Here is a 24,066-nt window from a genome sequence, read left to right as displayed (position 1 = left end):
CCGGTCAGGGTGTGGCGCATCAGGAGTCCGCGACGGCATCCCAGCGCAAGGCGCGGCGCGCCAACACGCGGATCAACGTATCCGCGGCCAGGGCCAACAGCGCATAGGACAGAATGGGCGCCAGCGTCGTCGCGCCATCGCCGGATCGCGCGATGGCGGTCTGGGCCATCCCCCGCCACGCCCAGAACAGCGCCAGCGCCAGCCGCGCGCCGGACAGCAGTGCCGGCAAGGCGCCAGGAAGGATCACGTCGCGCCACAGCGGCCAGCCGGCCAGGCCGACCGAACGGCCCATCTCGATCAGTTTCGGATCCCCGGCGCGCACGCCGCGCCCGACGCCCAGGACTGCGCCCAGCAACAGTGCCGCCGCCGCGCCTGGCAGGTCGGCCCGAAGCAGCGGCCACAGCGCCAGCAACGCGGCGGCCGCCAGCCAGGGCGCAAGCACGTTGCGCGCCGCGCGACGGCGCGGAGACGAGGAAAAAGCGGAGGCGAAGGCGGAGGCAAACATCAGCTTGCCGATTCCTTCGGCACCAGCTCGGTCGCCATGACTTCGCCGAAGGGTCCCGTCAGCACGGTGTTGCCAACCTGGCGCTGCGCTTTGCCGGGCAGCAGCGGAAACACCAATTCGGCAAACCGATAGGACTCTTCCAAATGCGGATAGCCAGAGAAAATAAACGTGTCGATGCCCAGGTCGGCATATTCCTGGATGCGCGCGGCGACCGTCTGCGGATCGCCGACCAGCGCCGTGCCCGCGCCACCGCGCACCAGCCCCACGCCGGCCCACAGGTTGGGCGAGATTTCCAGATGCGAGCGGCCGCCCTGGCCATCGCTGAGCTTTCCACCATGCAGGGCAGCCATGCGACGCTGGCCTTCGGAATCCATCTTGGAGAATGCGGCTTGCGCGGCGCGCACCGAATCTTCGCTAAGGTGGCTGATCAATTCGTCCGCGGCGGCCCATGCGGCCGCCTCCGTTTCGCGCACGATGACGTGCAGGCGGATGCCGAAACGCACGGTCCTGCCGTGTTTGGCGGCGCGCTCGCGCACGTCCGCGATCTTCTTGGCCACCGCCTCGGGCGGCTCGCCCCACGTCAGATAGACGTCCAGCTGTTCGGCGGCCAATTCGTGGGCAGCCTCGGACGAACCGCCAAAATACAACGGCGGATACGGCTTCTGCACGGGCGGGTAAATGACCTTTCCCCCCTTGGAGACGAGCTGCTCGCCCTGGAAGCTGTAGCCTTCCGCGTCGTGGCTGCGTTCCAGGATGCCTCGCCAGATGTTCAGGTAGTCGGCCGTGATGGCGTAGCGTTCGTCATGGCTGACGAAGACGCCGTCGCCCTCCAGTTCGCCCGGATCACCGCCCGTCACTACATTGACCAGCAGGCGCCCTTCGGACAAACGGTCGAACGTCGCGGCCATGCGCGCCGAAAACTGCGGCGAACTGACGCCTGGCCGGATCGCCACCAGGAACTTCAGCTTGCGGGTGGCGCCGATCAGGCTGGAAGCCACGACCCAGGCGTCTTCGCAGGACCGGCCCGTGGGCAGCAGTACGCCGTCGTAGCCCAGCGTGTCGGCGGCAACGGCCACCTGCCGGAAATAGTCGTAGCTTGCGGCGCGCGCGCCCTGGCTGGTGCCCAGGTAGCGCGAATCGCCGTGCGTGGGAATGAACCAGAAAACATCCATGACGGAACTCCGGGGTCAGACGCTGAAGCCGCCCGCAAGCGCGAGGCGTCCCAGGTCATAGGCTTCATGGGCAACGACGCCGCGCGGCAACACCTGTTCGGCCAGCCGGTCAACGGAGTCTTCCAGCCGCTCGCGGACGTCGTCGTCGATATGGATACGGCCGTCGTCTTCGACTTGGACCTGTTTGTCGGTGGCGTAGACGCCGGCCAGGATGTGGCGCGCCCCCAAGGCGGACAGCACCGGTTTCAAGCCGTATTCCAACGCCAGCAGATGCGCCGGGCTGCCGCCCGTGGCGATAGGCAGCACCACCTTTCCCGCCAGCGCCTTTTCATCCAACAAATCCAGCACGGCCTTCAGCCCGCCGGAGAACGACGCCTTGTAGACCGGGGTCGAGATCAACACGGCATCCGCGGTCGACACGCGCGCCCGCAACGCGCCGGCCGCGACGCCCGAGTAATGGCCTTCGATCAATTCTTCGGCCGGTATGTCGCGCAAGCCCAATTCCACGACCCCGAGTCCGCGCGAACGCAGCAGATGGGCGGCATGGCGCAGCAACGCGGAAGAACGGGAACGCTGTGACGGGCTACCCGCCAACGTGATGATGCTCATGATGATTCGCCGAAAGTCGCGCGTTAGAAAGCGGGGATGAGGGAACCCTTGAATTCCTTCTCGATATAGGCGCGCACTTCGGGGGATTGGTACGCGGCCACCAGCTGCTTCACCCAGGGCTGGTCGCGGTCTTTCGTCCGCACGGCAATGAGATTGGCGTAGGGTCCGTCAGGGGCCTCGCGCCCGATCGCGTCGCGCGCCGGCACCAGCCCCGCCTGTTCGGCGTAATCGTTATTGATGGAGGCCGCCGTCAGATCGTCCAGCGACCGTGGCAACTGCGCGGCATCCAGCGCCACCAGCTTGATCTTGCGCGGGTTCGACACCACGTCCAGCGGCGTCGCCGTGTTCTTCTGTTCCGCTTCCGGCTTCAGCGTGATGATCTTGTACGCCGCCAATAGACGCAGCGCGCGATTGCCATTCGAGGGATCATTCTGAATCCCGACCGATGCGCCCTCGGGCAAGTCATTCAACGACTTGATCTTTCGCGAGTAAAAACCCAGCGGCGCCGTAACGGTCAAGCCCGCTGGCTCGATATCAAACCCTCGCGCCTTGATCTGATTGTCCAGGAACGGTTTGTGTTGAAACGCGTTGGCATCGAGATCGCCCGCGTTAAGGGCGGCATTGGGAAGTTGATAGTCGTTGAACTTGACGAGCCTGATGACAAGACCGTCCCGGGCGGCAACCTTCTGGACAACATCAAAGATCTTTTCGGCAGTACCCACGGAGATGCCGACCGTGATGGTGTTCTTGTCTTCAGCCTGCGCAGGCGCGGCTAAGGCGACGGCAAGCGTGGATGCGGCCAAGAGGCGAAGCAGCGATGACATGTTTGAAAGCCCGGGATAGAAAGTGATTGATGGATTCTGTCATCGCGGATCGACGGCGAAAAATACTTAGTCGGTATGAAGTTATGTCTTGGGATGTAGGACGCTTCGCGCAAGCGATCATCGCCACGACGCATCAACGGCGCGTATGCAGAATGCGGCCGCCCGCGCCATCAGCCCGACCCCGACGACGGGCGACCTACGAAGCGCTAACAAGCAACCTACAAAGCCCCAACGAGCCCCTTGCGTCCCACATGTTCCAAAGGCAACTCCGCCCTCCCCGCCCCAAACAGCTTCTCCCGCAACGCCCCTTCCGCGTAAGCCGTTTTATAAGACCCCCGGCTCTGCAACTCCGGCACCACCAGATCGATGAAATCGCCGTAGCATTCGGGCGTTACCGTTCGCGCCAGATTGAAGCCGTCGATATCCGTCTCGGCCACCCAGGCCTCCAGTTCATCAGCCACCTGTGCGGCGCTGCCCACCAGTGCCGGGTATCGGCCCCCTAACGCCATATCCGCCAGCAGATTCGTCACCGTGCGGTCCGTTCTGGCCACCGTCAGGTTTTTCACGGCCGACTCGATCGCGTTGTTCTTCACATACCGGATCGGCTCATCCGCGCCGTAGCGCGAAAAATCGATGCCCGTCGAACTGGCATAGTGCGCCAGACCCGCTTCCGGATTCGCGTAACGCAGATACTCCGCGTGCTTCTCGCGCGCCTCGGCCTCCGTCGTGCCCACCACCACCGTCACGCCCATGAAGAACTTGATATCGCGCGGATTGCGGCCCTCGCGGGCGACCGACTCGCGCACCTCCGCCACCAGCTTGCGCAAACCCTCCTTGGTCTGGCTCGACACGAACACACATTCCGCGTGCCGCGCCGCGAACGCCTGGCCACGGCCCGACGAACCCGCCTGGTACAGCACCGGCGTGCGTTGCGGCGACGGTTCCGACAAGTGAAAGCCCTGCACCTTGTAATACTTGCCCTCGTGATCCACCCGACGCACGGCCGCGGGATCCGCATAGATGCGCTTGCCTTTGTCGGCCTTCACCGCATCGCCGTCCCAACTGTCTTCCCACAGCTTGTACGCCACCTCCAGGAATTCGTCGGCCCGGTCGTAGCGCTCATCGTGCGCGATCTGCTCGGACAACCCCATCGCGCGTGCCGCGCTTTCCAGATAGCCCGTCACGATGTTCCAGCCGATGCGGCCATTGGTCAGATGGTCCAGCGTGGAGAAACGGCGCGCCAGCAGGTAGGGCGCTTCATAGGTCAGGTTGACCGTAACGCCGAATCCCAGATGCCGCGTGGCCGCCGCCATCGCCGAGATGGTCAGCAGCGGATCGTTGACCGGCAGCTGGATCGATTCGCGCAGCGTCAGGTCGGCCGAGTCCTGGTAGACGTCGTACACGCCCACGATGTCGGCCAGGAACAGGCCGTCGAACAGGCCGCGCTCGAGCAGCCTGGCCAGGCCGGTCCAATACTCCAGCGTCTTGTACTGCGTCGACGTATCGCGCGGGTGCGTCCACAAGCCGTGGTTGATATGCCCGACGCAATTCATGTTGAACGCGTTCAGCAGGATTTTCTTCTTCGCCATGATGTGCGGTTCCGTGTGGGTCAGGTGGTGCCCGCGCGACCAGGCGCGATGTCGTTCAGGTAGTAGTTCCCCACGGCGTGGCGCTTCCAGCGCACGGGATCGTGCAGCGTATGCGTGCGCGCATTGCGCCAATGGCGGTCCAGGTTCAGGTGGTCCAGCGTGGCCTGCGTGCCGGCCAGTTCGAACAACTTGGTGCCGGCGGCAAGCGAGGCTTCCGTGGTCAACGCGCGGGCTTCCGCCACGGCGATGGACGCCGCCGCCACATCGGCGGCCGTGCCGCTGGCGGTTGCCGTGTCCAGCAGGCGGCCCGCCCGCGACACGAGCGCGCGCGCGGCCTCCAGGCGGATGGACAGGCGGCCGAATTCGCTGATGGTCAGCGGGTCGTCCGCCGCGCGCTCGACACCGGCATCGATCCACGGGCGCGAGCGCTCGCGCACGAACGCCACGGCGTCCGCCAGCGCGGCCTGGCCGATACCCAGGTCGATGGCCGCGTGGACAATCTGCGCCAAAGGCTTGATCGTGTTGGGCGGCGCGGCGGGGTCGGCCAGCAACAGCACGTCTTCGACCGGCACCGCCACATCATTGAAGTGCACGGTGCCACTGCCGGTGACACGCTGGCCGAAACCCGACCAGTCGTCGATGATTTCAACGCCGGGGCTGTCGCGGCGCACAATGGCCAGGCGCTGGATGCCGTCGCCGTCCACGGTGGCCGTCGGGATCCATTGGGCATATAGCGCGCCGGTGCAATAGAACTTGCTGCCATTGATGCGCCATTCCCCGTCGACGCCGGCGCTAAGCCGAGTCCGCCGTTCGGCGGCCGTGCGCGTGCCCGTCTCGGCCAGCGCATTGCCGAAGCGATCGCCCGCCAGCGCACGCGCGTAGAAGCGGCGTTGTTGGTCCGCGCTGCCGTTCACGCGCAACACTTCCAGCGCGTAATAGTGGTTCTGCGGGATCTGGCCCAATGAACCGTCGGCGGCCGAAATGATGGCCGTGACCTCGGCCAGCGTCGCCCGCGACACCCCGGCGCCGCCGTGCTCGCGCGGCACGGTAATGCCCCATAGGCCGGACTGGGAATAGCGTTCCAGTTCGGGCAGCGGCAGCCGGCGCGCGCGGTCCCGTTGAGACGCTTCGCGGGCAAATTCCCCGGCCAGCGAACGCGCGACCTCAAGCGCCTGCGCGTCGGAGTCGATCACGGCGGCGCGGCGCACCGCCAGGGACGATATGTTGTCGGTGGGCATGGTGTCAGATCCAGGAGTGCCGGTTGGGGCGTTGGCCGTTAAGCAGATAGTTGCCCACCGCGTGATACTTCCAGCGCACGGGATCGTGCAGGGTATGGACGCGCGCGTTGCGCCAATGGCGGTCCAGCCCGAATTCGGCCAGGGAAGCCCGCGCGCCCGACAGTTCGAACAGTTTTTCGCCGGCGGCCAGCGCGGCTTCGGTGGACACCGCCTTGGCGCGCGCCACCACGATCGACGCGGTGGCGACGTCATCCGCGTCCAGCGTTCGCCCGCGCGTGTCGTCCAGGAATTGCGCGGCTTCCGTCAACAGCGCCTGGGCGGCGTGCAAATCGATGTAGAGCTGGCCCACGTCCGCGATCACGTAAGGATCCTGCGTGGCCCGCTCGACGTTGGCCTCGACCCAGGGCCGGGAACGTTCACGCAGAAAGGCCACCGTGTCACGCAACGCGCCCTCGGCGATGCCTACATCGATCGCGGCCTGCATCAATTGCGCGAAGGGCCCCTGCAAGGCGGGGGCCTGCTGCGCGCGCCAAGCGGGCAGGATGCTGCCGGCCTCCACGCGCGCGTTGTCCAGCAGCACGGTGCCGCTGGCCGTGGTGCGCTGGCCGAAGCTGGACCAGTCATCCACGACTGACACGCCTGGCGCGCCGCGCTCAAACACCACGGTGACCAGCCTGCCCTCGCCATCCAGCACCTTTGCCGGGATCCAGTGCGCGAATAGCGCGCCGGTCGAATAGAACTTGCGCCCGCTGACACGATAGCCGTCGCCGTCCGCCACGAGCCTTGCCTCGATATCCCGCGCGTGGCGAGTGTGCCGCTCGGGTCCGGCATTGCCCAGCCGGCGCCCGGCCAGCACGCCTTCGTAGTAATGGCGCTGCTGCGCAGGCGACCCGGTCAGCCGCAGCAGATTCAAGAATCCAAAATGGTTTTGCGGAATCTGGCCCAGCGACGGGTCCGCCGCGCTAATGATGCGAAACACATCCGCCAGCGTCACATGCGAGACATCCGCGCCGCCGTATTCGCGCGGCACCGTGATGCCACCCAGCCCGCTGGCCGAATAGCGTTCGATCTCGCGCCACGGCAACGCGCGCTCCCGATCGCGTTGCGCCGCGCCCAGGGCGAAATCGGCCGCCAACGCGTGGGCGGCCTCGACCGCCTGGGCATCGTCCTGGATGCGGGCGGCAGGCACCAGGCGCGGCGCCTCGTCCCGGTCCTGGCTTGAAGTCGTGCTTGAAACGTGCGGCATGTGGCGACCCGGCAATGGGAAAACATGCAGCCTATCGGTGCGGCGCCGCGCACGGAAGGACGGAATCCTCATGCGGTTATTTGAAATCGGTATATGCGCGGCACGCCCGTTTCGCCTTCTGTTAGCGGGCCTTGCGCGCATATATCCAAATCACCAAAGAGTGTTTGTGAACGGCATCCGCGCTTGCTTAGAGTCGAGACTTTTCCGCGTCCGCCACATTCGCCATGCCTGAACTGGATTTCCCCCAACCGCTCCTGACGCTGGATTACGACGGCGCGCTGGAAGCGCGTCTGTTCGACGACGTCCGTCTGACCGTCGCGCCGCATCTGCCCGCGGCGCGCATCGATCCGCCGCGCGATCTGGCAAGCGAGGACGAACGCCGCGACGCCGCCCAATACGCCGTGTGGAACACGGTGCACGATCTTTTCATCGCCCAAGTCGCCGCGCATGCCATTGCCGGCCTGTTCAAGGACGACACCGAGTTCCAGTTCGCGCTGGCGCGCCAACTTGGCGACGACGCCGCCCATGCGGAGTTCTCGCGCGGACGCGCCGCGGCGCTGTCGGGCGCCGACCCGCTGGCGCAGGTGCGGCAAGGCGTGCAGGATTCCTGGGACCTGATCGGCGGTTTCGCGCTGCGTAACTGGCAGAACTTCCTGGCGTGGCAGTTCCATTACGAGCACTACATCCTGGCGCGCCTGTTCGTGAACCGGCGCACCGCGAAGGTGCTGGACTTCGGTCATCGCGAGTTCGGCGAAAACCGCATTCTTCCCGATGAAGAGGCGCACCGCGTCCGCATCACCCAGTGGTGGCTGAACAAGCTGGAACAGGCGGACCCGGCCCAACGCGAAGACTGGGTCGCCGGCCTGATCCAGGCGGATGAAGACGTCCAGCAGGTGCTTGGCCCCTATCTACGCGCTTCCTGGCAACTGAACCAGCGCGCCACCGGCCTGGACGCGCGCGGCCACATCGCGTTGTACGACGCGTGGCGCCGCAACCTGCTGGCCACGCTGGTACGCCGCGACGCCAACGATCTTCCCGCCCTGACCAGCCTGGCCGCCTGAAACAGCCGGCCGCACTTCACGACAACAGAAGGAAACCTTCATGACGCAACCGTTGCCCCCCGCCGATGCTCCCGGCCACGAAGACGAACCCGCCAACCCTTTGCGCCGCTGGCTGATGAGCGCGGGGGCCTTGATGGGCGCAGGCGCGCTCTTTCCCAACGTGATCTTCGCGCCGGCCTACGCCGACACCCAAAGCCTGCCCAATACCGTGGACGGCGCGGTGCGCGGCGGCGTACTCAACGCGGTGGTCCACCCGGAACCACCGACGCTGGCCTTCTACCTGAACTCGTCCACCCCCACGGGCGCGGTCGTCAGCAAGATCTTCGACGGGCTGGTGGAATACGGACCCGACCTGAAACCGCGGCCCGTATTGGCCGAAAGCTGGAGCGTGTCCGACGATGGCAAGACCATCACGTTCAAGCTGCGCCAGGGCGTGCTGTGGCATGACGGCAAGCCATTTACCGCCGCCGACGTGAAATGGTCGGCTGAAGAAGTGTGGCGCAAGCATGCGCCCAGCGCGCGCCGGGTGTTCCAGTACCTGCGGAAGGTCGAGACCCCGGATGACCACACCGTCGTGCTGCATCTGTCACAGCCCACGCCCGTGGCGCTCAACGCCATCGATTCGCTGGGCGCGCCCATCCTGCCTCGCCATTTGTTTGAAGGCACGGACATCCAGAACAACCCCTACAACAACAAACCGGTCGGCACCGGCCCCTTCGTGTTCAAGGAGTGGAACCGGGGCAACTACATCGTGCTGGAGCGGAACGACAAGTACTGGCAGCCCGCACGGCCGTACCTGGATCGCATCGTCTGGAAGATCATTCCCGACGTGTCCGGCCGCGCCACCGCGCTGGAGACAGGCGGCGTGGCATACGGCGAACGCAACCCCGTGGCCTTCACGGATGCCACGCGCCTGTCCAGGCTGCCCAAGCTGGCGGTGGACACCGCCGGCTACAACGGCTTTGCCGCCTGGCTGTGGCTGGAAGCCAACTTGCGCGACCCCATCCTGTCCCATCTGAAAGTGCGTCAGGCCATCGCGCACGCCGTCAATAAGCAGGTGCTGGTGAAGACCGTGTGGAACGGCTATGCCGAACCCTTCGTAAGCCCGGTGCCGTCGCTGGTGAAGCCGTATCACAACCCCAACGTGCAGCAATACCCGTATGACCCGGCGCTGGCCGAAAAGCTGCTGGACGAGGCCGGGTACCCCCGCAAGGCGGACGGCTGGCGCTTTGCATTGACGCACGACTACATCCCGTTCGGTGACGACTACCGCCGCACCGGCGAGTTCGTGCGCCAGGCGCTGCGCAAAATCGGCATCGACGTAACGCTGCGCGGACTGGACCTGGCGACCTGGACGCGCAATGTCTTCACCGACTACAACTTTCAGCTCATCAGTTCGTGGGGCACCGTGCTGATCGATCCGCAGCTGGGCGTGGAGACGCGGTATTGGAGCAAGGCAGAGGCCAAAGGCACGCCCTGGTATAACGCGTCGGGCTACAGCAACCCGGACATGGACCGCGCCATCGAAGCCGCCCAGGTCGAGACGGATCCGAAGAAGCGCATCGATCAGTACAACGAGGTGCAGCGGCTGGCGCAGCGCGACCTGCCCTTGATCGGCCTGTTCGAGTTCCGCTGGTTTGGCGTCTGGGACAAGCAGGTGCGCAACGTGACCGACGCGTCCTCGCATTCGCGCAACAACTTCGCCAACGTCTGGCTGGGCAAGGCCTGACGGCCGCCGGGAACCCGCCATGTCTCTACGACTCCCCCGTCCGCTTCGCTACCTGCTCCAGATCCTTTTCGTGGTGGGCGCGACCGCCATCGCCAACTTCTTCCTGCTCAAGCTGGTGCCCGGCGACCTGGTCGACGTGATCGCGTCCGAGAACAGCGGCATCACGCCCGAACACGTGGCCCAGCTGCGGGTGGCCTACGGCCTGGACCAAAGCGTGCTGACGCAGCTGGGCTACTACTTGAAAAGCCTGCTGTCGCTGGACCTGGGGTATTCGTTTCGCTATGGCGAGCCCGTGGCCGACCTGATCTTCGGGCGGCTGCCGGCCACGCTGGCATTGATCGGCACGGGGCTGGCGTTATCGGTGGCGGTGGGCGTGCTGCTGGGCGTGCTGGCGGCGCGCCGGCCGCATGGCGGGCTGGACACCTTGCTTTCCGCGCTGGCCACGGCGGGCTATTCCGCGCCGATGTTCTGGACGGCGCTGATGCTGATCGTCGGGTTCGGCGTGCACTTGAACTGGCTGCCGGTCGGCGGCATCCGCGACGTGGGCGCGGCGTATCAAGGTTGGGCGCTATGGGCCGACTACGCGCGGCACCTCGCGTTGCCGGTGACCACGGTGGCAATCTATTACGTGGCCATCTATGCGCGGCTGTCGCGGGCCTCCATGATCGAGACGCTACAGGAAGACTACATTCGCACCGCCCGCGCGCGCGGCAACGGCGAAACGCGCGTGATCTGGCGCCATGCCCTGAAGAACGCGATTCTGCCCGTCATCACCATGCTGGGCCTGCAAAGCAGCGCGCTGCTGGGCGGCAGCATCGTGGTGGAAACAGTCTTCGCGTGGCCGGGCCTGGGCCAGTTGTCTTTCGAGGCCATTGCCAGCCGCGACGTCAATCTTCTGCTGGGCATCCTGCTGATGAGCGCGGCGCTGGTAGCCCTGATGAATATCGCCGTGGACGCCTGCTACGGCCTGTTGGACCCCCGCGTGAGGAAAACATGAAACCGACTGCCCGCGCCGTCGCGCATCTGCTGCGCACGCCCTCCGCCGCCGTCGGCGCCGCCATCCTGCTGATCGTGCTGGCCGCGGCCGCCAGCGCCGCCGGGCTGTTCCCGAACGATCCGCTGGAGATGGTCGGCGCCCCCTTCACCTGGCCCGGCGACGACGCCGACTTTCCCGCCGGCACCGATCTGATGGGCCGTGACATCCTGGCCGGGCTGTTCCACGGCGCGCGCGTGTCCTTGCTGGTGGGTAGCGCGTCGGCCGCCATCGCGCTGGCGATCGGCCTGCTGGTGGGCGCGGTCGCCGGTTATGCCGGCCCGCGCACCGACGCCGTGCTGATGCGCATCACCGAACTTTTCCAGACCGTGCCGTCCTTCCTGCTGGCCATCGTGCTGGTCGCCATTCTGGGCCCGTCGCTGACCACCATCATCCTTGCGCTGGGCGTTACATCGTGGACCGGCATCGCGCGGCTGACGCGGGGCGAATTCATTTCGCTGCGCGAACGCGAGTTCGTCCGCGCCGCGCAGACGCTGGGCGCCGGCCATGCGCGCATCATTTTCCTGGAGATCCTGCCCAATGCCTTGCCCCCCATCATCGTGACCACCGCCGTGCTGGTGGCCCAAGCCATTCTGTCGGAAGCCGGCCTGGCCTTCCTGGGACTGGGCGACCCCAACGTGGTCAGCTGGGGCAGCATGGTCGGCGCGGGGCGCGAGGCATTGCGCACCGCCTGGTACATGACCGCCCTGCCCGGCCTGACGATCATGGCCACGGTACTGGCCCTGAACCTGCTTAGCGACGCCGTCAACGACGCGCTCAATCCCAAACTGCGCCGGCAGCGCATTGCCGCCGCGCCGGCCGCCGCGCCCACCGCCGTGCGCGATTCCGCCCCCAGGCCATCATGACTACGCTTTTCGACATCCAAGGGCTGAACGTCGCCTTCCCCGGCCACCAGGCCGTGCGCGGGCTGGACCTGCAATTGCGCGGCGGCGAAACGCTGGCGCTCGTTGGCGAATCCGGCTGCGGAAAATCCACGACCGCGCTCGCCTTGTTGGGCCTGCTGCCGCGGCAGGCCCGCGTGACCGGCCGCGTCCTGTTCGAAGGCCAGGACCTGCTGGCGTTGCCCGAGCGCCAGCGCTGCGCGCTGCGTGGCAACCGCATCGCCATGATTTTCCAGGAGCCGATGACCAGCCTGAACCCGGTGCTGACCCTGGGCGACCAGATCGGCGAAGCCCTGCGCCTGCATCGCGGCGCCAGCGCCCGTGCCGCCCGGGCGCGCGCCATCGAATTGCTGGACCTGGTGCGCGTGCCCGAGCCGCAGCGCCGCGTCGACGATTACCCCCATCTGCTGTCGGGCGGGCAGCGCCAGCGCGCCATGATCGCCGCCGCCATCGCCTGCCAGCCCGCCCTGCTGGTGGCCGACGAACCGACCACCGCGCTGGATGTCACCGTCCAGGCGCAAATCCTGCAATTGCTGGATGACCTGCGGTCGGAATTGAACATGGGGCTACTGCTGATCACGCATGATCTGGCCGTGGTGGGGGAATGGGCCGACCGGGTCGCCGTCATGGTGGGCGGCGAAAAGGTCGAAGAAGGCCCCGCGGCGACCTTGCTGGGCCAGCCGCGCCACCCCTACACCCGCGGCCTGCTCGGGGCGTCGCTGCGCCTGGACGACGCGACGCACTACAGCACGCTACGGCTGCCCGAAATCCGCACCCGGCTCGACCCGGCATCGGGGCGTGCGACGTTCGACCTGGTCACCCCTGCGCGCGTGGCCGTCCCCGACGGCGCCGCCGCCAACGCGCCTGCCCCCATCGGCGCGACGCCCTTGTTGCAGGTGCAGGACCTGCGCGTGCAATACCAGACCGCGCACGGCGCCACCCACGCCGTGGATGGCGTGTCGTTCCAGTTGGCCCTCGGAGAAACCCTTGGGCTGGTCGGCGAATCCGGCTGCGGAAAATCCACGCTGTCCCGCACGCTGGTGCGACTGCTTGCGCCGGCATCCGGCCGGATCCTGCTGCGCGGCGAAGACACCGCGCGGCTGGACCGCGCCCGCCTGGCCGCCTACCGCCAGAGCGTGCAGATGATTTTCCAGGACCCCTATGCGTCGCTGAACCCGCGCCATACCGTGAACGACATCCTGGAAGCCGCTCTGCGCATCCACCGCGTGAAGGACCGGCATGAACGCCGCCTGCGCATCGCCCGGATCCTGGACGCCGTGGGCCTGCCGCGCGAGGCGCTGGCGCGTTATCCCAGCGAATTCTCCGGCGGGCAGCGGCAACGCATCGGCATCGCCCGCGCGTTGGTGCTACGCCCCGCGCTGGTCATCTGCGACGAGCCAGTCTCGGCGCTGGACGTCTCCGTCCAGGCGCAGATCCTGAACCTGCTGATAGACCTGAAGGCCGAATTCCAGCTGTCCTACCTGTTCATTTCGCACGATTTGTCGGTGGTTCACTATCTGGCCGATCGGGTGTTGGTGATGAACGCGGGCCGGATCGTGGAAGAGGGCCCCAACGCCACGTTGTGGCGCCACCCGCGCCACCCCTACACGCGCAGCCTGATCGACGCGCTGCCCCAAGGGCTTTCCCCAAGTGGCGAGGCGCTGCGCAGAACCGCCTGATCCGGCTCGGCGCGCCTCCTCCTTACGCAGGACTGGATTGCGGACAACGGCGGGCCTATACTGGTTTCGCCGTTGCTCGACATTCCTTTTCCTAAAGGAGAGGCAACATGTACAGGCACTTGCTCATCGCCGTGGATGGCTCCCTGCTGTCTGAATCGGCTTTCAAGCGCGCGCTCGTTTTCGCGAAAGAAATGGGCGCCACCATCACCCTCATCCGCGCCATCCCGGAGGACCATCTGCTGGTCTATCAGGCCGAAATGCTGGGCACCACGCAAACCCATCACACCGACCAGGCGCGAAAGAACGCGCAAGGCTACCTGGACGGCCTGGAAATGGAAGCGCGCCATGCCCTGGTGCCGTGCAACAGCGTCGTGGTGGTCAACGACCACCCGCACGAGGCGATCGTCGAGGCCGGGAAGACCCAGGGTTGCGACCTGATCATCATGGGCTCGCACGGACGCCACGGCATGACGGGATTCCTGCTGGGCAGCGAAACCCAGCGCGTGCTGGCCAAGACCCGCCTGCCCGTGCTGGTGTTCCGATAAGGGCCGGCTGCGTCAACCGGCAGTTTCCAGCGCGTGCTGGAAAGTGAAACTGTCGGCGTATATGTGGTCCAGGCTGGCGCCGCGTCCGGCCAGCAGATGCTTGGCCTGCTGGATCATGGCGGGCGCGCCGCACAGGTAGAAGGCGTGTTCGGACAGGTCGTCGTGGTCTTGCAGGACGGCGTCCTGCACATGGCCGCGGCGGCCTTGCCAACCCGGGCCCCCGCGCGACAGCACCGGCACGAAATTGAATTCGTACAGCCGGCCGGCCCAGCCGGCGATCTCGTCTTGCAGGTACAGGTCGGCCTCGGTGCGCATGCCCCAATACAGGCTGACGGGCGGGCAATCTTCCTTGTCCAGCAAGGACTCCAGAATGGCCTTGATGGGCGCGATGCCGGTGCCGGTCGCCATCATGATAAGCGGACGCCAGTCTTCCTCGTGATAGCTGAACACGCCCAGCGGCGCTTCGATCTCCACGGCCGCGCCGGGTTGCGCCTGGCCCAGCCAATGATCGGTATAGCGGCCGCCCGGAATGCGCCGCACATGAAAATCCAGCTGCCCATCGGCCGCCGCCGACGCCATGGAAAAACTGCGCGTCTCGCCGTCGGGCAGCAGCACGTTCACGTACTGGCCGGGCACGAAATCCAGTCCCCCATCGGGCAACGCCAGCGTCAAATGAACGATGTCGTCGGTATAGGCGTCGATGCGCTGCACGGTGGCCGGCAGGCGACGCGGCTCGGGAAACACCTGGCGGCTGCTGGCCACGCTGATGCAAAGATCGCTTTCCGGCCGCGCCTGGCAAGCCAGCGCGTAGCCTTCGGCCGCCTCTTCAGGCGTCAGCGCCATGGGAAATTCCTCATAGCGCACGGTGCCTTCGGCCAGCTTGATGCGGCACGTGCCGCAGCCGCCAAAGGTGCACTCATGCGGCAGCCTGACGTCCGCACGCCCGGCGGCCTCCAGCACCGATTCGCCGGCCTCCACGTCGAAGGCGGCGCCGGTTTCCAGGATGTGCACGCGGTATGCCATGGCCGGCCTCGCTTATTTCTTGATGTCGGCCTGCACCAGCACTTTCATGCCGCGCGGCTCCAGCAGTTCGGCCAGTGCCGCCAGCGCGGCCACGCCTGCCTGCGTGTCCTGTTCGCCGTTGCCGCCGCTAAGCCCGATGCCGCCGATCACTTCGTCGTTCACGACAATGGGAAAGCCGCCGACGAACACGGCGAATTTTCCGTCGAAGCTCCACTGGATGCCAAAGGCCTCGTTGCCGGGCAACGCCGGGCCGTTGGGCGGCGTGTTGAACAGATGCGTCGACCGTTTGTGCCCGGCCGCGGTGAACGCTTTGTTCCAGGCGATCTGCGGGCCGGTGATGCGGGCGCCGTCCATGCGTTCCAGGGCGATGGGGTAGCCGCCGTCGTCCACGATGCAAATGGATTCCAGCACTCCGATCGCTTCCGACTTGGCGATGGCGGCACGCACCATGACGCGCGCTTCTTCCAGTTCCAGGCGATAGATTTGTTTCATAGGGGTAGCCTTTTGGGTTGTCCGCGCCTTAGCCGGCGCGGTAGACGGTCTTGATCTGCGTATAGAACTCCAGGCCCACGCGGCCGGATTCGCGGAACGTGGATGTGCTGGAGTGCTTCAGCCCCCCGAAGGGCGCATTGATCAGGTTGCCGGTGGTGGTGCGGTTGATCTTCACCGTGCCGGCCTGGATGTCGCGGGCGAAGCGGTGCGCGTAACGCGCATCCGTGGTGGCGATGGCGGCCGACAAGCCGTATTCGGTGTCGTTGGCCTTGGCGATGGCGTCGTCATAACCGTCGACCTCGATCAGCGCGATCACCGGGCCGAAGATTTCTTCACGCGCGATGCGCATCTGTTGCGTCACATCGGTGAACAGCGCGGGCGTGACGTAGTAGCCGCGGTCGTAGCCGGGGCCGGTAAGCGCCTCGCCGCCGCATACGTGCGTCGCCTCTTCCTTGCCCACCGCCACGTAGCTCAGTACGTTGTCCAGCTGCTTGCGCGTGGCCAGCGGGCCCAGGTCGAAGTTGCCGTCCAGCCCGTTGCCGATGGTCAGCGCCTTGATCCGCGCCACCAGCTTGTCGGTGAACGCCTGCCGCACCTTGGCGTCGACCAGCACGCGGCTGGTGCCCGTGCAGGCCTGGCCGCTAAGCGAAAAGCCCCCCTTCACCGCCAGGTCCACGGCGCGGTCCAGGTCGGCGTCGGCCAGCACGATCAGCGGATTCTTGCCGCCCAACTCCATCTGCGTGCGGGTGGTCAGGCCTGCGCCCCGGTGGATCTGCTCGCCCGCGGCGGTCGAACCGGTGAAAGAAATCGCACGGACCGCCCGGGCGGTGGTGATGGCGGGGCCCACCGCGCTGGCGGGGCCGATCACCAGGTTCAGCACCCCCGCGGGCAAGCCCGCCTGCACGAACGCCTCGGTCAACCGATAGCCCGACAACGGCGCGTCCGAAGACGGCTTGAACACCACGGTGTTGCCGGTGATCAGCGCCGGCGCGATCTTGCGGGCGGGAATCGAAATGGGGAAGTTCCAGGGCGAGATCACGGTGACCACGCCCAACGGTTCGCGCTGGCTATAGACGACCATGTCGGGATCGTCGTTGACGAAGGTCTCGCCCGTGAAGCTCTGCCCTTCCACCGCGTAGAAGCGGATCGTCTGCGCGGAACGCAGGACCTCGTCTTTCGCCAGGTTCAGGCTCTTGCCCTCTTCGCGGGTCAGTTCCCGCGCGAAGGCATCCGCGTGGTCTTCCAGGTATTGGGCGGCGCGGAACAGGATGGCGGCCCGCTTGGAAATCGGCATGTCGCGCCAGGCGGCGAACGCTCCATCGGCCGCGTCGACCGCGCGTTGGGCGTCTTCAGCATCCGACACCGGAAACCGGCCCACGATGTCGGCCGTATCCGCCGGATTGAGGTTGGGGGCCGTGCGCCCGGCGGCGGCGGGCACCCAGGCGCCGCCGATGTGGTTCATGAATGACTGCTGCGAGAGATCGTCCACGGAAGCGCTTCCTTTACCTGTACGGGAATGGCCGGAAATCGGTCGTCTGGGGTGACTTATGAACATTGTATACTTTAATCTATAAGCCATAATACGTGGAAACCCCAGCACGGGCCGTGAAAAAGGGCCCCGCAGGGCCCCTTTCGCGCCACGTGCCGAGCCAGGGATCAACGCCAGATCAGGACCGCGCAGACGGTGGAGACGGACAGCGCCAGCAGCACGGGCAGCAGCAGGGCGCGCACCAGCGACAGCACGTTCACCCGCGCGAACCCCGCCACCGCGATCAGCGACGACCACGCGATCAGGGTGCCGCCCCCCGTCCAGACCGCGCCCATCTGGCCCACCGCGGCCAAGGTCGCCGGGTCCACGCCCACCACCGGACCCAGCGCGCCAGAGAGCGTGCCCGTCAGCGGCAAGCCAGCGAATCCCGAGCCGTCGATGCCGGTGATCATGCCCACCAGCAGCACGCCGAACGCCACCAGGAAATGATTTTCTGGAATCAGGTGCTGACCGGCCGAGATCACCTCGAACAGCAGGCCCGGCGCCTGTGCCTGAGGCACGCCCAGGATCTGGGCGGCGGTCTCGTTCGCGCCCACGAAGAAGAACCCCGCGATCGGCAGCACGGACCCCATCGCCTTGAAGGCGAAGACGAAGCCGTCGGTCACGTGCTCGGGGCACACGTCCAGCATCTTGCGCGGGCCTTCGGCGGCCAGCGTCACCAGCATCATCACCACGAACGCCACGCCGCCGACCAGCGCCGCCGCGTCGCCCCCGCGCAGGGCGGGCACCGACGGGAACAGCCGCGGCACCACCATCACGGCGATCACGGCCAGGAACGCCAGCGGCGTCACCACCGCGAAGGTCTTGGACCAGTGCACGCGGCGGCGGGCCTCGCCGCTCAGCTCGGGGCCTTGGGGCAGGGACGGGTCGGCGCCCATCGTGCCGCGCGCCAGCTCGGCCTTGTCGAACGAGCCCGATTGTTCGATGCGCGCCAGGCTGCCGTCCTGCGCGCGGGCCTGCCAGGCGTCCAGCAATGCCGGGTTGGCGGGCACGATGTGCTTGCGGATCAGTAGATAGGCCGCCACCAGCGCCACGGCGCCGGTGATCAGCGACAGCACCAGCGCGCGGTCGGCCACCACCGCCGCGCTGACCGCCGCGCCTGCCGCCTTGGCGCTGATGCTGGGCGCCACGCCAATCACATAATCCGACGACAGCGCCATGCCCTGGCCGGCAATGGCGATGGCCATGGCGCCGGCCAACGGCGGCAAACCCGCCGCGATCGCCGCGGGCAGCAGGATGGCGGACACTAGCGGCACCGCCGGCGTCGGCCAGAAAAACAGCGAAATCACATAGGTACAGAGGGCGATGATGATGAACGAGGAATGCCCCCCGCGCATCACCCGCCGGAACGGCTGCACCATGCGCACGTCCGCCTGCAAGGTCTTCAAGGCATTGAGCAAGGCCGTCATGAAGGTGATGACCAGGAAGATGTTGAACAGCTCTTTGGCGGCCACGAAGCTGGCCGAAAAAATGCCGATCAAGGCGCTGATGGGATTGCCCGTGATGGCCAGCACCACCAGGAACGTGCCGATCACCGATGGCACCACCACGTTGGCCCGCAAGATCATCGTCAGGATGATCGCGGCAACGCTAAGCAGGTACATCCAATGAGCAGCGTTGAGCACGACGTCGGATTGCATGCGAATTCCCCTTGTGACGTGGCTGTTGGGTCGCCACATTCGGTATACTATATTTCGTTTTAAGCTATACCAATCGAAATATGTAGCGCCTAGGGAAACCGATAATTCTGAAAAATGGTTGAATTACGGCCAGATATCAAGGGTTTACCCCTGATATTTTCCATGGCGACGAATCCGTCGATCGCCATAGATTGACTATCGTATACATAAAAGGTCGCCCCCCCATGCTGTCTGCCCTGCCGTTTCCCGATGCCTGGCACTACGCCGCGATGGCGCTGGTGGTGTTTGGCGCCGCGGTGGCGCAAGGCGTGGGCGGCATCGGCTTCGCGATGTTCGCGGCCCCGGTGGCGGCGATGTTCTTTCCCCAATTGGCGCCCGGGCCGCTGTTGACGCTGGGGGGCTTCATCTCGCTCTTGACGGCGCTGCGCGAGCGCGCGTTCATCGACTGGTCCGCCGTGTCGTACGCGCTGGCGGGACGCGTGGTGGGAACGCTGATTGCCATCTACGCCATGGCGAGCTTTGCGCCGCAGGCGTTGGGCGTGCTGTTCGCCTGCCTGATCCTGGCCGCCGTGGCCCTTAGCGTGGCGGGCCTTCGCTTCACCGCCACGCCGGGGCGAGTATCCGGCGCGGGCGTGGCCTCCGGCCTGATGGGCACGATGACCTCGGTCGGCGCGCCGCCCATCGCCATCGTGCTGCAGCACGCGGCGCCGCCGCGGCTGCGCGCGACCCTGGGCGTGGTGCTGTTCCTGGGGTCGATCTTCTCGCTTGCCATGCTGGCGCTGGCCAAGCGGTATACGGGTTACCACGCCGGGCTGGCGCTTAGCCTGGCGCCCTTCCTGCTGGCCGGTTTCGCGGTCTCCAACCGGTTGCGCGCCTTGCTGCCGCCGCAAGCCGTGCGCGGCGTGCTGCTGGCGGTGTGCGCGCTGGGCGCGGCAGGGGTGCTGGCCAAAGCCTTCTGGGGCGCCTGATGCCGCGCCTTCCGCAACGGCACGCGGCTACACCCGGTAATACAATGGAGACTGTATCCATTAATCCGACATGCTCGCCATGACCACTTCGCCCGTCAGCCCGCAAGCCGTAGAGACGCAGTCTTCCGCTCCGCTGAAGATCGGTGAGCAACACCCGCAGTTATTCGCCGTCATCCGCGACAAGCTGCGCGAACGCATCCTTAGCGGCGAATTCACGCCGGGCGACCGCCTGGTCGAAGGCCGGCTTTCCGAAGAAATGGGCGTGTCGCGCATTCCGGTGCGCGAAGCCCTGCGCGCGCTGGCGGCCGAGGGGCTCGTCACCATCGAACCGCGCCGCGGCGCGTCCGTGTCGGTGCTGTCGGACGCCGTGGCCTACGACATGGTGGAAGTGCGCGCCACGCTGGAAGGCCTGAACGCCAAACTGGCGGCGCAGCGGCGCGACGCGAAAACCGTCGAACGCCTGCAGGCCTTCCTGCGCGAAGGCACGGAAGCGGCGCGCGGCGAACAACTGGACAAGTTCCTGGCGCTGAATTCGCAGTTTCACGAAATGCTGGCCACGATCGGCGGCAACGTGGTGCTGACCGACCTGATGCGCTCGCTGCGCGACCGCACGGCGCTCCTGTTCGCGCCCAGCAACATGCACCGCGCCAAGGCGAACTGGGACGAACATTCGCAGATTCTGAATGCGGTCATTGCCGGCAACGGCGATCTGGCGGCACTGCTGGCCAGCCAGCACGTGCACAACGCGGCCAAGGCCTATACCGACACGCAACAGCACGGGTCGGCGGACTGACGCAGCGACGCGGGCGGCGCTGCCGTCCGCGCCTTCAGGTAGCGGCCTCGACCGGGTCGGACGCCGCGCCCACCACCACGCCCTTGCCGTTCTGCACCACCCACGACACTTTCACGTCGCCGTTCACGAACGTCTGGCAGGCCATGCGGTAGCCGGCCTGGAAGTCTTCGGGACGCAGGTGCTTGCGCTCTTTCGGCTTGACCGCGTCGGTGTTTTCAAGCCCTTCTTCGATGCGGCATTTGCAGGTACCGCACAGGCCGCCCCCGCATTTGAACGGGATACCGCCCTTTTCCTTCAGCGAGACGCGCAGCAGGTTGCTGTTTTCGGGCGCGGTCGCCACCTTGCCGCCGTTCGAAATAAAAGTAATCTGGACCATGTCGGTCAGTGCTCCGCCGCCGCGGTACCGGCCCGCAGCGTCAATGTGGATTCCATGCTGCCAAAGCGCGTCAGGTGCGCCAGTTCCTTGCGGGCCGCCTCGACCGAGGCGAACGCCTCCAGGAACTTGGACGGCACCCGGTTCACCACATAAGGCGGCGTCTCTTCCGTCACGATGAGCCGCGTGTCGCCATGCAACCGCGCAATGCGAAAGACCGCCAGCGCGCGCCCGTAGAACACGTAGTCGTAGGTCTCGATGATGTCGACGTCGTCGCCCACCTCGGTGCGGAACACGCCGGGTTTGGTCGTCAGAATCACGTATACCGCGCCCATGGCTGCTATGCCTCCATATCCTGGAGCAGCTCGACGTCGCTGCTGAGCCACAGCTGGCACGCCAGCCGATAACCCTGGTCGACGCGGTCGCCCAACTGTTTTTTCTCTTTCCAGTTAACGGGCGGCAGGTGCTCGGCGCCGGCCAGTACCCGGCACGCGCACTTGGCGCATTTGCCCATGCCGCACTCGTAGCGCAGGTGCGGATACGGAAACTGCTTGATGCCGGCCCGCACCACCAGATTGGTGTTGTCCTTCACCACATCGGTGTAGGTCTGGCCGCCTTTATGAAATACAACGGTAGGCATGGGTCTGTCGTCCAGGAGCTGCGGGCCGGCCGCGCCAGTCGCGGCGTGGCCGGATAGGGTGGGGCAACGCGTCAGGCCGCCAGACCGAGCTCAGGCAGCTTGATCTCATGCTGCACGTAGTCGGTATAAAGCGCCGTGGTGTACAGCAGCCGCATCTGCGCGCCGATCTCGCAGATCTTCAGGCAGCGTTGCTGCAGTTCGACCGTGTTGGCGTGTTCCAGCACGATCTGGTAGCCGCGTTCGCCGTGGATTTCGTCCGACACGATGTGCAGGTCGAAGAACTCCACCTCTTCATCGGTAAAGCCATACTTGTCGCGCAGCGTCGGCGTCTGCTTGCGATAGATGGACGGCACCTGCGATTCCAGCCCGACGACCAGGCCCGCCACCGCCACGATGGGGTCTTCGCGCATGGCCACGGCGTAACACCAGCTTTGCAGCGCGCGCGTGGTGGGCGACATGTTGTCGGGGTTGGTCACCCTTTCCCGGGTGGTGCCGCAGGCCTCGGCAAAGCGGATCAGCAGATCGGTGTGGCGGTCGCCGCCAATTTCCTCTTCATACATATTGGCCAGCAGGAAATCCTTGGCCTCGGTATAGGTGTCGGGCGTGCGGGCATACAGATAGCCCAGATAGTCCGCGAACGGACCGACGTAGTGATAGTGGTTCTCGGCCCACCGCGACAGGTGCTCGCGGCTGAGCTTGCCTTCGGCCCAGGCAATGGAAAAGGGCGACGCGTTGGCGCTCTTGCCCTTGATCGCGTTTTCCAACGCGGTACGGAATTCATCTCGGTTCATCAGTTCTGCCATGACGCGCTCCAGTCCAGTGGGGAGGGATTCCAGGCTGGTTTAGCCCGGGCATGATGAACATTGTATACCGTCTACCGTTTTGAACGCCTAGGGCAATCCCGCAGACGCCAGGCATCACACCACATAAATAGGGCCATACCCTTTCAGATCAAACACTTGACCTGCCGCAAGGCCAGCACGGGGTACGATGGACGCGACCGCCCGCCGCTAGTACAATGAATACACTTTCAATGCAATACGGAAATACCATGAATACGCCACACCCCCTGGGAGACGCCCCGATCGGCCAGCAGTTGCTGACGCACTACGCCCGCCGCGATGCGGTGCGCCATGCCACCCCGTTGTTCCCATCGTCGTGGGCCGAGCTGTTCGCCCCGTTCCGCAATGCGCGTCTGCAACCGCTGCGCGCAAGCGCCCCCGCGGTCCGTCACAACGACAACGAACCGGTCTGCCAAGCTTGATCCATCGGAAGACGCCGGGGCGGACGCCCCGGCCGACACACCCCGCCGCTTAGCGGCGGGCGCGCAAGCTTGCCCGCGCGCGGGCATCCCGCAACGCGGCATTGCGCTGGCGGTGCGCGTTGGCAAGGGCCAACACCAGCACGACCGCGAACCCCACCGTGTAGGCCACCACGTCCCACCAATCCGGCACGCTGCCAAACACCACGCGCAGCACCGGCTGTTCGATCTGCCACCCGTTCTGCCGCGCCAGGTACTGCCCGAACTCCACCGCATACGCCGTAAGCAACGCCGCCACGGCCAGCGCCCCCACGCGCGCGCGGACAAACGTCCGATACACCAGATAAACCCAGCCCACCGCCACCACGTCTCCTACGAATCCGCGCAAGAACGGATAGGGCGCGCCATACAGGGCAATCAGCGCCAACAGCGCGGTCACGGCAAGCAGGGCGGCGAACGCGCGCCCATTGAACGTCAGGGTCATGGCTACAAACAGCAAGAAGTGAAAGGGCGGATGCGCCTTCAGGCGCCCCGTCGCAGCCCGCAGCATCAACATCGGGCAACGAAGCAGGGTACTAGATATCCACGGGAAAACCCGAGTCCCCCTCGGACACAAGCGTCACCAAAGGTTATGCGGCCAGCCGCCCCAAAAGTTATCCCGTCTTATCCACCGCCTATCCACCCCCAATCCACCGACTTACCCACACCCTTATCCACCGCGCCCCACCAAAACGCGCCAGCGCCCCCCCCTCCCACCAGGCACATCCCTATGCCAAAAAAGGCCGCCCGCGCGGCCGCTTTTGGCGTCCCTGCACACTCCTCCCCCACCCGCAGCGCGCCAACAACACGCCAAGCACCCCACCCTCCCCAGCGACCTCCAATTCTCGACACCGCAGCCCGGCGTGGCGGGGGCACGGGGTGCGCGGGGAGTCGATGCGCCCAAGGGAATCCGAAGGAACTGCCAAAGGCAGTGACGAGGATGACGCAGGGGCCGTCCGGAGCGAACGCTCCGGACCGCAATCGTTGACCCGCGCACCCCGTGCCCCCGCCACGCCGGGCGGCCCAAGAACCCGCCGCCACCGCCACGCCCAACACCCTCCGACACAACAACCCCCACATTCAGGCGTACCATTACCCGACCCCTCACGCCAAAAAGAGCAACCCCAAAAGACGCGCCCCCGAGCCCTCCGTATGC

At 66.1% G+C, this 24,066-nt stretch carries 25 protein-coding genes; 9 read left to right on the top strand and 16 right to left on the bottom strand.

Annotated elements, in window-relative coordinates; all coding sequences use genetic code 11:
* Positions 1-19: 19 nt before the first annotated feature.
* The 7 genes from CQ050_RS25270 to CQ050_RS25240 all read right to left on the bottom strand — a co-directional run bounded on the left by CQ050_RS25270 (position 20) and on the right by CQ050_RS25240 (position 7,183).
* Positions 20-505, bottom strand: a complete 486-nt coding sequence (locus CQ050_RS25270; RefSeq protein ID WP_105559562.1) for a hypothetical protein — start codon at positions 503-505, stop codon at positions 20-22.
* Complete coding sequence (gene ssuD, locus CQ050_RS25265; RefSeq protein ID WP_105559561.1) at positions 505-1,677, bottom strand: FMNH2-dependent alkanesulfonate monooxygenase; 1,173 nt, start codon at positions 1,675-1,677, stop codon at positions 505-507. The genes CQ050_RS25270 and ssuD overlap by 1 nt, the downstream gene beginning before the upstream one ends.
* Positions 1,678-1,692: 15 nt before the next feature.
* Positions 1,693-2,286 (bottom strand): NADPH-dependent FMN reductase, encoded by a 594-nt coding sequence (gene ssuE, locus CQ050_RS25260; protein WP_105559560.1) that lies wholly within the window; start codon positions 2,284-2,286, stop codon positions 1,693-1,695.
* Between the two features lie 23 nt (positions 2,287-2,309).
* Positions 2,310-3,110: a MetQ/NlpA family ABC transporter substrate-binding protein gene (locus CQ050_RS25255; RefSeq protein WP_105559559.1), complete on the bottom strand. Its 801-nt coding sequence runs from the start codon at positions 3,108-3,110 to the stop codon at positions 2,310-2,312.
* A gap of 218 nt (positions 3,111-3,328) precedes the next feature.
* Entirely contained in the window at positions 3,329-4,699 is a 1,371-nt protein-coding gene (locus CQ050_RS25250) for an LLM class flavin-dependent oxidoreductase (protein ID WP_105559558.1), read from the bottom strand.
* Between the two features lie 20 nt (positions 4,700-4,719).
* A complete protein-coding gene (locus CQ050_RS25245; RefSeq protein WP_105559557.1) occupies positions 4,720-5,937 on the bottom strand; it encodes an SfnB family sulfur acquisition oxidoreductase in 1,218 nt (405 codons plus the stop codon).
* Positions 5,938-5,941: 4 nt separating this feature from the next.
* The gene (locus CQ050_RS25240; RefSeq protein WP_105559556.1) at positions 5,942-7,183 is read right to left on the bottom strand and encodes an SfnB family sulfur acquisition oxidoreductase; all 1,242 of its coding nucleotides are present in this window, start codon (positions 7,181-7,183) and stop codon (positions 5,942-5,944) included.
* Positions 7,184-7,407: 224 nt separating this feature from the next.
* Here CQ050_RS25240 and CQ050_RS25235 point away from each other — a divergent pair, with 224 nt between their 5' ends.
* The 6 genes from CQ050_RS25235 (at position 7,408) to CQ050_RS25210 (ending at position 14,132) form a co-directional block, all read left to right on the top strand.
* Positions 7,408-8,244 carry a hypothetical protein gene (locus CQ050_RS25235; protein WP_105559555.1) on the top strand — a complete coding sequence of 279 codons (837 nt, stop codon included), beginning with the start codon at positions 7,408-7,410 and terminating at the stop codon, positions 8,242-8,244.
* Positions 8,245-8,284: 40 nt separating this feature from the next.
* Positions 8,285-9,973: an ABC transporter substrate-binding protein gene (locus CQ050_RS25230; RefSeq protein WP_105559554.1), complete on the top strand. Its 1,689-nt coding sequence runs from the start codon at positions 8,285-8,287 to the stop codon at positions 9,971-9,973.
* Between the two features lie 19 nt (positions 9,974-9,992).
* Positions 9,993-10,970, top strand: coding sequence for an ABC transporter permease (locus tag CQ050_RS25225; protein WP_105559553.1), 978 nt, complete (start codon positions 9,993-9,995; stop codon positions 10,968-10,970).
* Positions 10,967-11,872 carry an ABC transporter permease gene (locus CQ050_RS25220; RefSeq protein WP_105559552.1) on the top strand — a complete coding sequence of 302 codons (906 nt, stop codon included), beginning with the start codon at positions 10,967-10,969 and terminating at the stop codon, positions 11,870-11,872. The genes CQ050_RS25225 and CQ050_RS25220 overlap by 4 nt, the downstream gene beginning before the upstream one ends.
* Positions 11,869-13,587 carry an ABC transporter ATP-binding protein gene (locus CQ050_RS25215; protein ID WP_105559551.1) on the top strand — a complete coding sequence of 573 codons (1,719 nt, stop codon included), beginning with the start codon at positions 11,869-11,871 and terminating at the stop codon, positions 13,585-13,587. The genes CQ050_RS25220 and CQ050_RS25215 overlap by 4 nt, the downstream gene beginning before the upstream one ends.
* A 107-nt stretch (positions 13,588-13,694) precedes the next feature.
* Positions 13,695-14,132: a universal stress protein gene (locus CQ050_RS25210; RefSeq protein WP_105559550.1), complete on the top strand. Its 438-nt coding sequence runs from the start codon at positions 13,695-13,697 to the stop codon at positions 14,130-14,132.
* A 12-nt stretch (positions 14,133-14,144) separates the two neighbouring features.
* On the opposite strand, the gene CQ050_RS25205 is transcribed toward CQ050_RS25210, so the two are convergent.
* The 4 genes from CQ050_RS25205 to CQ050_RS25190 form a co-directional block, all read right to left on the bottom strand.
* Positions 14,145-15,155, bottom strand: coding sequence for a 2Fe-2S iron-sulfur cluster-binding protein (locus CQ050_RS25205; RefSeq protein ID WP_105559549.1), 1,011 nt, complete (start codon positions 15,153-15,155; stop codon positions 14,145-14,147).
* Positions 15,156-15,167: 12 nt separating this feature from the next.
* Positions 15,168-15,647, bottom strand: a complete 480-nt coding sequence (locus CQ050_RS25200) for a heme-binding protein (protein WP_105559548.1) — start codon at positions 15,645-15,647, stop codon at positions 15,168-15,170.
* Between the two features lie 28 nt (positions 15,648-15,675).
* Positions 15,676-17,109 (bottom strand): aldehyde dehydrogenase family protein, encoded by a 1,434-nt coding sequence (locus CQ050_RS25195; protein WP_369868837.1) that lies wholly within the window; start codon positions 17,107-17,109, stop codon positions 15,676-15,678.
* A 194-nt stretch (positions 17,110-17,303) separates the two neighbouring features.
* The gene (locus CQ050_RS25190) at positions 17,304-18,836 is read right to left on the bottom strand and encodes a hypothetical protein (RefSeq protein WP_105559546.1); all 1,533 of its coding nucleotides are present in this window, start codon (positions 18,834-18,836) and stop codon (positions 17,304-17,306) included.
* Positions 18,837-19,060: 224 nt separating this feature from the next.
* Between CQ050_RS25190 and CQ050_RS25185 the strand changes: the two genes are divergently transcribed.
* Both CQ050_RS25185 and CQ050_RS25180 read left to right on the top strand, forming a co-directional pair.
* A complete protein-coding gene (locus CQ050_RS25185; protein WP_105559545.1) occupies positions 19,061-19,804 on the top strand; it encodes a sulfite exporter TauE/SafE family protein in 744 nt (247 codons plus the stop codon).
* A 79-nt stretch (positions 19,805-19,883) separates the two neighbouring features.
* A complete protein-coding gene (locus tag CQ050_RS25180; RefSeq protein WP_105559619.1) occupies positions 19,884-20,597 on the top strand; it encodes a GntR family transcriptional regulator in 714 nt (237 codons plus the stop codon).
* Positions 20,598-20,631: 34 nt separating this feature from the next.
* Here CQ050_RS25180 and CQ050_RS25175 read toward each other — a convergent pair whose 3' ends face one another.
* The 4 genes from CQ050_RS25175 to CQ050_RS25160 form a co-directional block, all read right to left on the bottom strand.
* Complete coding sequence (locus tag CQ050_RS25175; RefSeq protein ID WP_105559544.1) at positions 20,632-20,982, bottom strand: 2Fe-2S iron-sulfur cluster-binding protein; 351 nt, start codon at positions 20,980-20,982, stop codon at positions 20,632-20,634.
* A complete protein-coding gene (locus tag CQ050_RS25170) occupies positions 20,979-21,305 on the bottom strand; it encodes a ferredoxin (RefSeq protein ID WP_105559543.1) in 327 nt (108 codons plus the stop codon). The genes CQ050_RS25175 and CQ050_RS25170 overlap by 4 nt, the downstream gene beginning before the upstream one ends.
* A 5-nt stretch (positions 21,306-21,310) precedes the next feature.
* Entirely contained in the window at positions 21,311-21,610 is a 300-nt protein-coding gene (locus CQ050_RS25165; RefSeq protein WP_105559542.1) for a 2Fe-2S iron-sulfur cluster-binding protein, read from the bottom strand.
* Between the two features lie 71 nt (positions 21,611-21,681).
* Entirely contained in the window at positions 21,682-22,413 is a 732-nt protein-coding gene (locus CQ050_RS25160) for a TenA family transcriptional regulator (protein WP_105559541.1), read from the bottom strand.
* Between the two features lie 248 nt (positions 22,414-22,661).
* Between CQ050_RS25160 and CQ050_RS25155 the strand changes: the two genes are divergently transcribed.
* Positions 22,662-22,874 (top strand): hypothetical protein, encoded by a 213-nt coding sequence (locus CQ050_RS25155; RefSeq protein ID WP_105559540.1) that lies wholly within the window; start codon positions 22,662-22,664, stop codon positions 22,872-22,874.
* A 49-nt stretch (positions 22,875-22,923) separates the two neighbouring features.
* On the opposite strand, the gene CQ050_RS25150 is transcribed toward CQ050_RS25155, so the two are convergent.
* On the bottom strand, positions 22,924-23,355 hold the full coding sequence (locus tag CQ050_RS25150) for a DUF2809 domain-containing protein (protein ID WP_105559618.1): 432 nt from the start codon (positions 23,353-23,355) through the stop codon (positions 22,924-22,926).
* Positions 23,356-24,066: the final 711 nt, after the last annotated feature.

It is taken from the genome of Achromobacter sp. MYb9, assembly GCF_002975275.1.
In the GTDB taxonomy this organism is placed as follows: Bacteria; Pseudomonadota; Gammaproteobacteria; order Burkholderiales; family Burkholderiaceae_B; genus Achromobacter.
The sequence above is the reverse complement of the archived record's forward strand: the minus strand, read 5'-3'. Positions and strand labels throughout refer to the sequence as shown.

Bases quoted from the DNA above. Each gene is read 5' to 3' on its own strand.
- CQ050_RS25270 (WP_105559562.1), bottom strand. From the start codon at position 505: ATGTTTGCCTCCGCCTTCGCCTCCGCTTTTTCCTCGTCTCCGCGCCGT.
- ssuD (WP_105559561.1), bottom strand. From the start codon at position 1,677: ATGGATGTTTTCTGGTTCATTCCCACGCACGGCGATTCGCGCTACCTG.
- ssuE (WP_105559560.1), bottom strand. From the start codon at position 2,286: ATGAGCATCATCACGTTGGCGGGTAGCCCGTCACAGCGTTCCCGTTCT.
- CQ050_RS25255 (WP_105559559.1), bottom strand. From the start codon at position 3,110: ATGTCATCGCTGCTTCGCCTCTTGGCCGCATCCACGCTTGCCGTCGCC.
- CQ050_RS25250 (WP_105559558.1), bottom strand. From the start codon at position 4,699: ATGGCGAAGAAGAAAATCCTGCTGAACGCGTTCAACATGAATTGCGTC.
- CQ050_RS25245 (WP_105559557.1), bottom strand. From the start codon at position 5,937: ATGCCCACCGACAACATATCGTCCCTGGCGGTGCGCCGCGCCGCCGTG.
- CQ050_RS25240 (WP_105559556.1), bottom strand. From the start codon at position 7,183: ATGCCGCACGTTTCAAGCACGACTTCAAGCCAGGACCGGGACGAGGCG.
- CQ050_RS25235 (WP_105559555.1), top strand. From the start codon at position 7,408: ATGCCTGAACTGGATTTCCCCCAACCGCTCCTGACGCTGGATTACGAC.
- CQ050_RS25230 (WP_105559554.1), top strand. From the start codon at position 8,285: ATGACGCAACCGTTGCCCCCCGCCGATGCTCCCGGCCACGAAGACGAA.
- CQ050_RS25225 (WP_105559553.1), top strand. From the start codon at position 9,993: ATGTCTCTACGACTCCCCCGTCCGCTTCGCTACCTGCTCCAGATCCTT.
- CQ050_RS25220 (WP_105559552.1), top strand. From the start codon at position 10,967: ATGAAACCGACTGCCCGCGCCGTCGCGCATCTGCTGCGCACGCCCTCC.
- CQ050_RS25215 (WP_105559551.1), top strand. From the start codon at position 11,869: ATGACTACGCTTTTCGACATCCAAGGGCTGAACGTCGCCTTCCCCGGC.
- CQ050_RS25210 (WP_105559550.1), top strand. From the start codon at position 13,695: ATGTACAGGCACTTGCTCATCGCCGTGGATGGCTCCCTGCTGTCTGAA.
- CQ050_RS25205 (WP_105559549.1), bottom strand. From the start codon at position 15,155: ATGGCATACCGCGTGCACATCCTGGAAACCGGCGCCGCCTTCGACGTG.
- CQ050_RS25200 (WP_105559548.1), bottom strand. From the start codon at position 15,647: ATGAAACAAATCTATCGCCTGGAACTGGAAGAAGCGCGCGTCATGGTG.
- CQ050_RS25195 (WP_369868837.1), bottom strand. From the start codon at position 17,109: ATGAACCACATCGGCGGCGCCTGGGTGCCCGCCGCCGCCGGGCGCACG.
- CQ050_RS25190 (WP_105559546.1), bottom strand. From the start codon at position 18,836: ATGCAATCCGACGTCGTGCTCAACGCTGCTCATTGGATGTACCTGCTT.
- CQ050_RS25185 (WP_105559545.1), top strand. From the start codon at position 19,061: ATGCTGTCTGCCCTGCCGTTTCCCGATGCCTGGCACTACGCCGCGATG.
- CQ050_RS25180 (WP_105559619.1), top strand. From the start codon at position 19,884: ATGACCACTTCGCCCGTCAGCCCGCAAGCCGTAGAGACGCAGTCTTCC.
- CQ050_RS25170 (WP_105559543.1), bottom strand. From the start codon at position 21,305: ATGGGCGCGGTATACGTGATTCTGACGACCAAACCCGGCGTGTTCCGC.
- CQ050_RS25165 (WP_105559542.1), bottom strand. From the start codon at position 21,610: ATGCCTACCGTTGTATTTCATAAAGGCGGCCAGACCTACACCGATGTG.
- CQ050_RS25160 (WP_105559541.1), bottom strand. From the start codon at position 22,413: ATGGCAGAACTGATGAACCGAGATGAATTCCGTACCGCGTTGGAAAAC.
- CQ050_RS25155 (WP_105559540.1), top strand. From the start codon at position 22,662: ATGAATACGCCACACCCCCTGGGAGACGCCCCGATCGGCCAGCAGTTG.
- CQ050_RS25150 (WP_105559618.1), bottom strand. From the start codon at position 23,355: ATGACCCTGACGTTCAATGGGCGCGCGTTCGCCGCCCTGCTTGCCGTG.